The sequence below is a fragment of the Nitrosospira sp. Nl5 genome, from assembly GCF_900102495.1.
Classification (GTDB): domain Bacteria; phylum Pseudomonadota; class Gammaproteobacteria; order Burkholderiales; family Nitrosomonadaceae; genus Nitrosospira.
Genome location: NZ_FMVQ01000009.1, coordinates 37759 through 49174, shown reverse-complemented (window position 1 = coordinate 49174; position 11416 = coordinate 37759). Strand labels below are relative to the sequence as shown.

At 55.2% G+C, this 11416-nt stretch carries 11 protein-coding genes, 1 tRNA gene and 1 pseudogene; 12 read left to right on the top strand and 1 reads right to left on the bottom strand.

Going from position 1 to position 11416, the window contains the following annotated elements:
- Nucleotides 1-35: 35 nt before the first annotated feature.
- The gene (locus tag BLP45_RS09805; protein WP_371128750.1) at nucleotides 36-395 is read right to left on the bottom strand and encodes an accessory factor UbiK family protein; all 360 of its coding nucleotides are present in this window, start codon (nucleotides 393-395) and stop codon (nucleotides 36-38) included.
- Between the two features lie 45 nt (nucleotides 396-440).
- Between BLP45_RS09805 and BLP45_RS09800 the strand changes: the two genes are divergently transcribed.
- The 12 genes and pseudogenes from BLP45_RS09800 (at nucleotide 441) to BLP45_RS15110 (ending at nucleotide 11401) form a co-directional block, all read left to right on the top strand.
- Nucleotides 441-1454: an aminoglycoside phosphotransferase family protein gene (locus tag BLP45_RS09800; protein WP_090372145.1), complete on the top strand. Its 1014-nt coding sequence runs from the start codon at nucleotides 441-443 to the stop codon at nucleotides 1452-1454.
- A 19-nt stretch (nucleotides 1455-1473) separates the two neighbouring features.
- Nucleotides 1474-2211 carry an N-acetylmuramate alpha-1-phosphate uridylyltransferase MurU gene (gene murU / locus BLP45_RS09795; RefSeq protein ID WP_090372274.1) on the top strand — a complete coding sequence of 246 codons (738 nt, stop codon included), beginning with the start codon at nucleotides 1474-1476 and terminating at the stop codon, nucleotides 2209-2211.
- An 88-nt stretch (nucleotides 2212-2299) separates the two neighbouring features.
- The gene (gene pepP, locus BLP45_RS09790; RefSeq protein ID WP_090372143.1) at nucleotides 2300-3625 is read left to right on the top strand and encodes a Xaa-Pro aminopeptidase; all 1326 of its coding nucleotides are present in this window, start codon (nucleotides 2300-2302) and stop codon (nucleotides 3623-3625) included.
- Nucleotides 3625-3957, top strand: a complete 333-nt coding sequence (locus tag BLP45_RS09785) for a hypothetical protein (RefSeq protein ID WP_090372142.1) — start codon at nucleotides 3625-3627, stop codon at nucleotides 3955-3957. Before pepP ends, BLP45_RS09785 begins: the two co-directional genes overlap by 1 nt.
- A gap of 46 nt (nucleotides 3958-4003) precedes the next feature.
- Complete coding sequence (locus BLP45_RS09780; protein ID WP_090372140.1) at nucleotides 4004-5275, top strand: FAD-dependent monooxygenase; 1272 nt, start codon at nucleotides 4004-4006, stop codon at nucleotides 5273-5275.
- A gap of 263 nt (nucleotides 5276-5538) precedes the next feature.
- Nucleotides 5539-6552 carry a tRNA dihydrouridine synthase DusB gene (gene dusB, locus BLP45_RS09775; RefSeq protein ID WP_090372138.1) on the top strand — a complete coding sequence of 338 codons (1014 nt, stop codon included), beginning with the start codon at nucleotides 5539-5541 and terminating at the stop codon, nucleotides 6550-6552.
- Nucleotides 6549-6791 (top strand): helix-turn-helix domain-containing protein, encoded by a 243-nt coding sequence (locus BLP45_RS09770; protein ID WP_090372137.1) that lies wholly within the window; start codon nucleotides 6549-6551, stop codon nucleotides 6789-6791. The genes dusB and BLP45_RS09770 overlap by 4 nt, the downstream gene beginning before the upstream one ends.
- A 107-nt stretch (nucleotides 6792-6898) precedes the next feature.
- Nucleotides 6899-8455, top strand: a complete 1557-nt coding sequence (gene purH / locus BLP45_RS09765) for a bifunctional phosphoribosylaminoimidazolecarboxamide formyltransferase/IMP cyclohydrolase (protein ID WP_090372135.1) — start codon at nucleotides 6899-6901, stop codon at nucleotides 8453-8455.
- A gap of 76 nt (nucleotides 8456-8531) precedes the next feature.
- Complete coding sequence (purD, locus tag BLP45_RS09760) at nucleotides 8532-9845, top strand: phosphoribosylamine--glycine ligase (RefSeq protein ID WP_090372132.1); 1314 nt, start codon at nucleotides 8532-8534, stop codon at nucleotides 9843-9845.
- Between the two features lie 43 nt (nucleotides 9846-9888).
- Nucleotides 9889-10788, top strand: a complete 900-nt coding sequence (hemF, locus tag BLP45_RS09755) for an oxygen-dependent coproporphyrinogen oxidase (RefSeq protein WP_090372130.1) — start codon at nucleotides 9889-9891, stop codon at nucleotides 10786-10788.
- A gap of 128 nt (nucleotides 10789-10916) precedes the next feature.
- Nucleotides 10917-10992 (top strand) — tRNA-Ala (locus tag BLP45_RS09750).
- Nucleotides 10993-11178: 186 nt separating this feature from the next.
- Nucleotides 11179-11401, top strand: a pseudogene (locus tag BLP45_RS15110) (Arm DNA-binding domain-containing protein).
- Nucleotides 11402-11416: the final 15 nt, after the last annotated feature.

The window sequence follows — 11416 nt, the reverse complement described above, 5'->3', positions numbered from 1 at the left end:
CATCGGCTATCCGGAGCGATCCAGAAATGTTCGCGCTATTCCGTTTCCGATAGATCATCCAAGGTCTCCGGCGGGACATCCAGGACCTCCGGAGACACTTCCAGTTTCCCTGATTTTTCCAATTCCGCCACCCTTGTTTCCAAGCCAATTAATTTTTCGCGTGTGCGTTTCAGTACCTCCTGCTGCACTTCGAACTCTTCGCGTGTAACCAAATCAAGCCGGGTAAAGATTCCAGCGAGCATAATCCGCAGATTCTTCTCCACATCCTTAACTGGGCTCTGCGCGAGCAATTCATTGACCTTGGTTACGACTTCGTCTAGTACCTTTTGGTTAAGCATGATTTCCTCCGTGGTTTCTGCTCCATCATCCAGGCGAATGAGGAGTGGTGCGCGCATGATAAAATCTCATACTTCGGGCAATTAGGCAATCAGCGGAGTGACATGGAACGTTTGCAACTTCTGAACGGCTGGCTCCAGGCACAGCTTCCCGGCAAGCATTTTACATTGTCACCTGCTTCCGCCGATGCGAGTTTTCGCCGTTATTTTCGCCTGACCTTCAGCGAGGGGGCCGAAAAGACATTAATCGCAATGGATGCACCGCCGCAGCAGGAGGATTGCACGCCTTTCCTGCGCGTCGCTGAGCTATTCGGTGCGGCAGGAGCGCATGTGCCTGCCGTACTGGGACAGGATCTGGCGCAAGGTTTCTTGCTGCTCTCCGATCTCGGAAACATGACCTATCTCCAGGCGCTGAACGATGATCCGGGAAGGGCAGATCATTTGTATCGTGACGCGATTGAGGCGCTTCTCAGCATCCAGTTGCCGAGCCGAGCCGGTGTGTTGCCGGATTACGATGAAGCGCTGCTGCTGAGAGAGCTGAACCTGTTTCCGGACTGGTATCTGGCCAGGCATTTGCAGGTCGCGCTTGATGCAAAACAGAAAGCAGAGCTCGACGGGGTTTTCAAACGGATTGTGCAAAACAACCTTGCTCAACCTGGCGTGTTCGTGCATCGCGACTACCATTCGCGTAATCTTATGGTTACGACCCCCAATCCCGGAATTGTCGATTTTCAAGACGCGGTTTATGGCCCTATTACCTACGATCTGGTATCGCTGTTCAAGGACGCCTATATTCGCTGGGACGAGGAACGTGTACTGGATTGGATCATACGCTATTGGGAGAAAGCGCGGAAACTTGGCCTACCGGTTGCTGCCGATTTCACCGATTTTTACCGTGACTTTGAATGGATGGGTGTACAACGTCATATTAAAGTATTGGGAATATTCGCGCGCCTGTCTCACCGCGACGGCAAAACGGCTTATCTCATGAATATGCCGCTGGTAATGGAATACTTGCGCAAGGCATGCGACCGCTACCCCGAGCTTCATCCTCTGCTGGCGCTGCTGGATGCGCTGGAAAACACGTCGCCGGAATCGAAAATTGGCTACACCTTCTAAAGCGGTACCGTTCAAGGTCATGATCCTGGCCGCCGGGCGCGGCGAGCGCATGCGGCCGTTGACCGACACGTTGCCCAAGCCTCTGCTGCGCGCCGGAGGCAAATCGCTGATTGAATATCACCTGGAAAATCTTGCACGGGCGGGCTTTGTCGAAATTGTCATTAACCACGCCCACTTGGGGAAGATGATCGAGGCCGCGCTGGGCAATGGTGAAGGTTACGGTATCCACATTGATTATTCGCCTGAACCGGCGGCACTGGAAACCGCTGGTGGTATTGCCCAGGCCCTACCCATTTTGGAATGTGGATCGAGAAATAATCATGCGTCACAGCCGTTTCTGACAGTCAACGCCGACATTTATTGCGAATTCGATTTTTCCACCCTGTTGCCGGTGCTGGGGCGCCTGCAAGCGAAGCCGGATGAGGATCTTGCGCATCTTGTGCTGGTGGATAACCCGGCCCATCATCCCGATGGAGACTTTATGCTCGATTCCGGCAGGGTTGCTCCTTCGGGAAAAAACAGCCTTACATTTAGCGGAATCGGTGTTTACCAGCCGGAGTTTTTCAAGGATGTTTTGCCGGGGTCGGTGGCAAAGCTCGCGCCCCTGCTGCGCAAGGCAATTGCGGCAGAAAAAGTTAGCGGTGACCATTACCGGGGGGTATGGATGGATGTGGGCACTCCGGAGCGCCTGCGTCTACTCGATCTTCGACTCGCCACCCTTAATAACACCGAGGCGCATACAGCGCCTACGCGCTAGTATCGCGACAGCACTTGACCATGGTTAGTGGATATTTACGTCGTGCCGCCTTTGCTTTATGCCGCAAATACTGTAAAAATCTTCCTTCATGATCCCAATCGAATCCTTCATTGAGCGGCGCCGGCATCTGGCATCCCAGATGCAAAAGGGTATTGCCATCATTCCGACCGCACCGGAACGGGTGCGGAATCGGGACGCGTATTATCCCTATCGCTTCGACAGCTATTTTTATTACCTGACCGGCTTCGGTGAGCCGGAGGCGGTACTGGTGGTAGTGGCAGGAGTGGACGGGGGTGCATCAAAACATATCCTGTTCTGCCGAGACAAAGACGTGGAGCGGGAAATCTGGGAAGGCTTTCGTTATGGCCCCGAGGCAGCGCGGGAAGCATTCGGTTTTGACGAGGCCTATTCCATTCTCAAGCTGGACGAAATGCTGCCTGAGTTGATGACCGACCAGTCGGCTGTATATTGCGCGATGGGGCACGCCACGGAATGGGACATACGGGTGACCGGCTGGATCAACCAGATACGCCAGCAGACGCGCAGCGGAGTCAGCGCGCCGGGCGGTATTTTTGACATCCGGCTTCTGCTGGATGAGATGCGCTTGTTCAAAAGCCCGGAAGAGCTTCAAGTCATGCGCCGCGCGGCAGAGATTTCAAGCGGCGCCCATCGCCGCGCAATGCAAAAGACCCGGCCTGGCGTGAATGAATATGAAGTGGAAGCCGAATTGCTGCACGAGTTTCGCCGCCATGGCGCCCAAGCGCCTGCCTATACGTCCATCGTCGCGGGTGGCGCTAACGCCTGCGTATTGCATTATGTCGAAAACAATTCGAGGCTGAATGACGGCGACCTGTTATTGATCGATGCCGGCTGCGAATTGGATGGTTATGCTGCCGACATTACGCGCACGTTCCCGGTGAACGGGAAATTCAGTCCGGCGCAAAGGGATTTGTATCAACTGGTGCTATCCGCACAAGCGGCGGCGATCAGCGCGGTAGGGCCGGGGAATCGCTGGGATGCGCCGCATGAAGCGGCGCTGCGGGTGCTGGCCCAGGGCTTTATTGATCTTGGTCTGTGCCACGGCAGTGTAGATACGGTCATGCAATCGGAAGACTACAAGCGTTTTTACATGCACCGCACCGGCCACTGGCTGGGGCTGGACGTGCACGACGCGGGCGAATACAAGCGCGACGGAGAATGGCGTCCGCTGCAACCCGGAATGACTTTGACAGTGGAACCGGGTTGCTACGTCCGTCCGGCGGATAACGTTCCCCGCCATTTCTGGAATATCGGTGTGCGCATCGAGGATGATGTACTGGTAACAGAGGCCGGCTGTGAAGTATTGACGTCGGCTGCTCCCAAGACCGTGGCGGAGATCGAAGAATTGATGCAAGACCGGCAAGATTTAGGATAATGGACGAGAACAGAAAAATAATCATACGACGCATATCCCGGAATAAGGAAACAGGCGCTCCGGAAGAAGAGTTCGTACATGTTTCTTCCGCTGGCCGTTGGGCAACCTACCTTGTCCTCGTTCCTTTATTTATCATCATGGCGGTGCTAGGCATTTTCTTCTTTACCGCTTTTCTTGCCTTGTTCGCTGTTGCCGCCATTGGTCTTACGTTTCGGTTATGGTGGCTGCGCCGTAAATTGCGCAAATCCGCGGAAGCGGAGGAGGGAGAATATGCCGTTATCGAGGATGCCGAAATTATTGAAGAGAAAACTGACAAGCCGAACGACAAATGAGGCAAACGCAAAAGTATTTGATCCTCGCGCCGTCAGCTAAGGCATTATGACTGCTCCTTACGATTACGACATTATCATCATTGGCGGTGGGCCGGTAGGCATGGCGCTGGCACTGGCATTGCGCAACAGCGGCACATCCGTGCTGCTGCTGGAAGCGCGTGGGCTGCCCGAAAAAACGGAAGACTCCCGTCCGTTGGCATTGTCCCACGGCAGCCGAATCATTCTGGAGTATCTGGGTGTATGGAAGGCCCTGCCGGACATTACTCCCATTACGACCATTCATATCTCGAATCGTGGTGGTTTCGGCCGAACCGTGTTGACCGCTGACAATATGGGTGTGCCTGCTTTGGGCTACGTAATGAATCACCATGACGTGTTTCGGTGCATGCATGAGGCGCTGCAACACAGTGGCGCCGACTATTTGACCGGAGCCCAGGTAACCCGGCTGAAAACCAGCGCAAGGATCGGGCAGATAGAATTTCAGCATGCTGAACTAACAAAAAAAGCAACGGCAAAGCTGCTGGTAGTAGCGGATGGCGGCCGTCTCACCGCGCAAATCGAAGGAGTCACCCAGCACGTGCATGACTACCAGCAATGGGCGGTGGTTGCGCGTATCAAAAGTGAGCACGCTGCGAACATGCCATCAACGGCATCGGAGAAAGCATCCATGAAGCGCGGCGCTGTAGCGCGTCCATCGAAAACTGCCAGATCAGCGGGTAAAGAATTCCAGCGTCTTGGAGGTGGCGTGGCTTATGAGCGCTTTACCCCAGACGGCCCAGTGGCGTTATTACCTTCCGGCGAAGATTTTGCCCTTGTATGGACTGTTTCTCCTTCAGCGGCGCAGGAAATCCTTGCTTTGGACGACGCGGCCTTTCTTGTCCGGTTGCATGATCACTTCGGCGACCGTCTCGGCAAATTCATCAAGGCCGGCAAGCGTTCCGGCTTCCCGCTCGCGCTTAAATACACCACCCCCATTACAGCCTGCCGCATCGCATTAGTGGGTAACGCCGCACAAACCTTGCATCCGGTTGCGGGACAAGGATTCAACCTGGGGCTGCGTGATGCGTGGGAGCTGGCGGAGGAAATTATCGCATCCCCGACTGAGACAGGTACGCCAGCAATGCTCGCGAGGTATCGCCACAAGCGCCGGGTGGACAGCGGAGCGGGACGCCTGTTCACCGATTCGCTGGTAAAACTTTTTTCCAATGACTATCCTGTGTTGGGGAGCGTGCGAAGCATAGGGCTAAGCGCACTGGATTGCCTGCCGCAGGCCAAGCGTTTCGTCGCGCGCCGCATGATGTTCGGCGCAAGAGGTTGACCGGTAAAATACTGCTTAAACCTGAAGCAAATCGGATGCGAATCAAAAGAGTTTTCTTGCAGGGATTTTCCCTCAACGGTACGTGTAGCAGTAAATATGCGTTGCTGTCACCTGTAAAATCTTACATCTATCCTTTGCCGGAACATAAAGATACGCTATCGCGGATGCCTCTAAACGCTACGCGAATTTCAATAGCCTGATAAAATTACAGGCGTTCTTGTCCTTCGCCCCGGCGCGCTAGTCCTAACCACTCAAAGCGAATCATGCGGATCGGTCCTCATATTCTCAAAAACAACCTTATCGTTGCCCCCATGGCGGGGGTAACGGACCGTCCTTTCCGGCAGTTGTGCAAGAGCATGGGCGCGGGCATGGCGGTGTCGGAAATGGTTTCAAGCAACTCATTGTTGTGGGGCTCTGAAAAAACCCGGCGCCGTGCCAACCATGAAGGGGAAGTCGATCCAATTTCGGTACAGATCGCGGGTGCTGACCCGGCGATGATGGCTGAAGCTGCCTGCTACAATGTTGCGCAAGGGGCGCAGATCATTGATATCAACATGGGTTGTCCGGCCAAGAAAATCTGCAACGTGATGGCGGGCTCCGCCTTGCTGCAGGACCAACCGCTGGTGGGAAGGATACTTGATGCAGTGGTAAACGCGGTAAGCGTACCCGTCACTCTGAAAATACGCACCGGTTGGGATACGCAGCACCGGAATGCGCTTGCCATTGCCCATATTGCCGAAAGCGCGGGCATCCAGGCATTGGCGATTCATGGGCGGACCCGCGCTTGCGCTTATACCGGCCAGGCGGAATATGACACCATCGCAGCGGTAAAGGCTGCGGTAAAAATTCCGGTTATCGCTAACGGTGATATCACCACGCCTGAAAAAGTAAAGCAGGTACTCGACTATACCGGGGCCGACGCCGTCATGATCGGCCGTGCCGCGCAGGGACGGCCATGGATATTCCGCGAGATCAGCCATTACCTGGCCACCGGCGCTCATCTCCAGCTGCCGGAAGTCACCGAGATTCACCGTGTTCTCATCAAGCATCTGCATGAACTGTACGATTTCTACGGCGAATATTCCGGCGTGCGTATTGCCCGCAAGCACATCTCATGGTACACCAAGGGGCTGGTCGGCTCCGCCGTGTTTCGGCATGCAATGAACCAGTTGCAAACCACTGACCAGCAACTGTCGGCGGTTAACGAATTTTTCAGTGAGCTTGCCGGCTACGGCCGGCGCTTGACTTACGTTGAGCCTGAGGAGTTGGTCGCATGAGCATCATTAACGAGAACGAAATCGCCCGTTGCGTACGTCAAGCCGTAGAAGGTTATTTCAACGATCTGGACGGTGAGAAGCCCCATCCCATTTATGATATGGTAATACGCAGCGTGGAGAAGCCGTTGATCGAGCTGGTAATGAACCACGCCCAGGGCAATCAGACACGCGCCGCCGAGTTGCTCGGCATTAATCGCAATACGCTTCGTAATAAACTGAAGCAGTATCAGATTAAATAGTCCTGGCCGCCCAATAAGCCCAAATTCACCAAGTAGCCAGATAGCCCAAGCAGAAGAGGCTGAAGCGGCGGCGATGGCCCACCCCAAGTTATTCAACTCCAATAAAAATGACCATTAAACAAGCCCTGCTAAGTGTTTCCGATAAAACCGGCCTTGTCGAATTTGCACGCGAGTTGCGCGGGCTTGGGGTAGCCATTCTTTCCACTGGCGGTACCGCCAGATTGCTAAAGGATGCCGGCCTCACCGTTACCGAAGTAGGCGACTACACCGGTTTTCCTGAAATGCTCGATGGGCGCGTCAAAACGCTGCATCCAAAAATTCACGCCGGGATTCTGGCGCGAAAGGATTCGCCTGAACACATGGCAGCCATGCAAAAGACGGGAATTCCCGCTATCGACCTGGTGGTGGTGAATCTTTACCCCTTCAGCCAGACGGTGGCCCGTTCTGATTGCAGCCTGGAAGAGGCCATCGAAAACATCGACATCGGCGGACCGGCCATGGTGCGAGCGGCGGCAAAGAATTATAAAAGTGTGGCGGTTGTTACCGATCCGGAAGATTATGGTCCGCTACTGGCCGAAATGAAATCAGCCGGGGCGGTGGGGCAAGAATTCCGTTTCCAGCTCGCCCGCAAGGCCTTCTCGCATACCGCCGCCTACGATGGGGCAATCAGTAATTATCTGACCTCGCTAGATTCAGAAGGGCAGCGCCAGGCTTTTCCCGAGCGTCTCAACCTTGCTTTCGATATCGCCCAGCATTTGCGTTACGGTGAAAATCCCCATCAGCGCGCATCCTTCTATCGTGAACTGGCAGCCGTCCCTGGCAGTCTGTCCAGCTATACCCAACTGCAGGGCAAGGAGCTGTCATACAACAACATTGCCGATGCGGACGCGGCGTGGGAGTGCGTCAAGACCTTTGATTTGCCTGCCTGTGTCATCGTCAAGCATGCCAACCCCTGCGGCGTGGCCGTTGCCAGTACGCCACTCGCCGCATACGCCCTGGCATTCGGCACTGATCCAACTTCTGCTTTCGGCGGCATCATTGCTTTCAATCGCGCGCTGGATGGCGCTGCGGCGGAAGCGGTGATTAAACAGTTTGTCGAGGTGATTATCGCGCCGGAATTAACGGACGAAGCAAAACAGGTTCTTGCCCGGAAAACAAGCGTGCGCGTGCTGACCCTACCGTTGCAGACGGGAGGTAATGCTTTCGACTTCAAGCGCGTCGGTGGCGGGCTCCTGGTGCAAACGCCGGACAATCTCAACGTCACTGCCGCACAACTGAAAGTGGTCACCAAGGTACAGCCGACGCCGCAACAATTGCAGGACTTGCTGTTTGCCTGGCGTGTGGCGAAATTCGTCAAATCCAACGCCATTGTTTATTGCGCAAACGGCCAGATTCTGGGTGTCGGCGCAGGGCAAATGAGCCGGGTGGATAGCGCCCGCATTGCATCGATCAAAGCACAGAATGCAGGGCTTGCCCTTGCCGGTTCGGTGGTTGCCTCGGATGCATTTTTTCCATTCCGCGATGGGCTGGATATCGTCGTGCGGGCCGGCGCCAAGGCGGTCATTCAACCCGGCGGCAGCGTACGCGACCAGGAAGTTATCGCCGCTGCGGATGAGCAGGGCGTAGCGATGGTGTTGACCGGCGTGCGGCACTTCAGGCATTGAATAGCCCCAGGAACTATCCTTTTCCAATATATTAATCGCGATTTTATTCGCGCCTTTGTGAGTACAGATCCCTGATATGAAATTACTTGTAATCGGCAGCGGTGGCAGAGAACACGCCTTGGCGTGGAAACTCCTTCAGTCGTCGCGCGTCATGCGCCCCATCACCATATTTGTCGCTCCCGGCAACGCCGGCACCTCGCTTGAAGATGGTCTTGAGAACCTTCCCATCACGGCGATTCCGGAACTGGTGGAATTTGCCAGGAAGGAGTCCATCGCGTTCACAATCGTCGGGCCGGAAGCGCCTCTGGCGGGAGGCGTCGTGGATGCTTTCCGGGCGGCGGGCCAGAAAATTTTCGGCCCAACCAGGCAAGCTGCGCAACTGGAAACGTCGAAGGATTTTTCCAAGGCTTTCATGACGCGCCATGGCATTCCCACCGCCGCGTATGCCACCTTCGATTCCCCTGCCGAAGCCCACCATTACCTGGATCAGCAGGGCGCGCCGATTGTCATCAAGGCCGACGGGCTGGCTGGAGGCAAGGGTGTAGTGGTCGCGACAACCCTGGCGGAAGCTCATGCGGCAGTGGACGCGATGCTGGTTGAAAACCAGTTGGGTAATGCCGGAGCGCGGGTCGTGATCGAAGAGTTTCTGGAAGGTGAGGAAGCGAGCTTCATCGCCATGGCCGATGGCCGCCATGTCTTGCCGCTTGCCACCAGCCAGGACCACAAGCGCCTGAAAGACGGCGACCAGGGCCCTAACACTGGCGGAATGGGCGCATATTCCCCCGCGCCGGTAATTACGCCCAAGCTGCACGCCAGGATAATGCGCGAAGTCATCCATGCAGCGATGAACGGCATGGAAAAAGAAGGCGAAAGCTATACCGGTTTTCTCTACGCCGGCTTGATGATAGCGCCCGACGGCGGTATCAAGGTGCTGGAGTTCAACTGCCGCATGGGTGATCCAGAAACCGAGGTCATCATGGCCCGCCTCAAAAGCAATCTTGTAACACTGATGGAACATGCGGTAAACGGAACCCTGGACAAGGTAGAGGCCGAATGGGACCGCCGTACCGCCCTGGGTGTGGTATTGGCAGCCCATGGGTATCCCGATTCGCCGCGCAAGGGAGACGTGATCCACGGCTTGTCGGAACTCCCGTCCATGGCGGCGCCGGAAAAAGATTTTTACGTATTTCATGCGGGCACCGCCCTTGATGACGAAAACCGTGAGGAAATCGTAACAGCGGGGGGGCGTGTGCTATGCGTAACCGCTTTGGCGGACGGCGTTAAATTTGCCCAGCGCCGCGCCTACGAAATCGCAGATCAGATTCACTTCGACGGTTGCCAGATGCGACATGACATTGGGCATTGGGCGATCAATAAACACCGGAAGTAGCTTGATAGATAATCCTGTTACCCTCCATAAGCCGGGAGCTCGCATGAGCACAGCACAACAAGTCAAAGAATTTTTCACCGGGCTCCAGGAACGTATCGTCGAGCGCCTTGAAGAGATAGACAGCAAACGTTTTCGCCGCGACAAATGGGAGCGCCCGGAAGGCGGCGGTGGATTAAGCTGCGTCATGGAAGAGGGCAGTGTGCTTGAGCGCGGCGGCGTGAATTACTCGCATGTATTCGGCGGTGGACTGCCCGCCTCGGCCACTGCGGCCCGGCCCGAATTATCGGGACGCTCATTCGAGGCAATGGGCGTATCGCTCGTGCTGCACCCCCGCAACCCGTATGTACCGACGGTGCACCTGAATGTACGTTTTCTGGAAGCACATAAAGCAGGTGCCGAGCCGGTATGGTGGTTTGGCGGCGGAATGGATTTGACCCCCTATTACGGGTTTGAAGAGGACGCCATACACTTTCACCAGACCTGCAAAAATGCATTGCAACCGTTCGGTGGCGGCTATCACCCCCGTTTCAAGAAATGGTGCGATGAGTATTTTTACCTGAAGCACCGCAAGGAGCCGCGCGGGATCGGCGGCATCTTCTTTGACGATTTGAGCAAACCGGATTTTGATTCCTGTTTCAACCTGACCAAAAGCGTCGGCGACCATTTCCTGCCCGCCTATGTGCCGCTTCTGGAGCGGCGTCTTAATACGCCTTATGGCGAACGGGAGCGTGATTTCCAGGCATACCGTCGCGGGCGCTACGTGGAGTTCAACCTGGTATGGGATCGTGGCACCTTGTTCGGCTTGCAATCGGGCGGACGCACCGAATCCATCCTGATGTCGCTGCCGCCTGTTGTGAAGTGGCGTTATGACTGGAAGCCTGATGCAGAAACCAGGGAAGATAAGCTTTATACTGATTTTCTGATCGGAAAGGACTGGGTTTGAAGGGGTTGGGTCTCCTTCGTGCCGCGACGTTCACTGAAATACTTGGCGAAATTGCGGGTCCATTACCGCTTCTCGGCTAACCTTAATATAATGCCGCCGTTTTTGTTATAAAATAACGCGTAACAATCGGGGACGTAGCTCAGCTGGGAGAGCGTCGCGTTCGCAATGCGAAGGTCGGGAGTTCGATCCTCCTCGTCTCCACCACTAACCACTCCAAAGAAGTCCGATACCATCCTTGAAACCCGCATGAATGCGCCAATGCGGGTTTTTTCTTGTCCAAAGATGTCCCAGAAAATGTATTGCAATCTACCCTCATACGGGGGTATCGTTGGGGGTATGTGCCGTATTGACTAGAAGCAATACCCCCAAACAACTTGAAAGGACCTAAACATGCCCCTTACCGACTTGCAAGTGAGAAAAGCAAAAATGACGGACAAATCTCAGAAGCTCTCGGACGGAGGGGGTTTATATTTACTGGTGCAACCTAACGGCGCCAGATACTGGCCGCTTGAAATATAGGTTTGCAGGGGTAGAAAAGGTCTTGGCTTTGGGGGTATATCCAGACATAACCTTGTCGGACGCGCGGGACCGCGCGAAGTTGCGCGCAAGCTGATCGCAAATGGTGCAG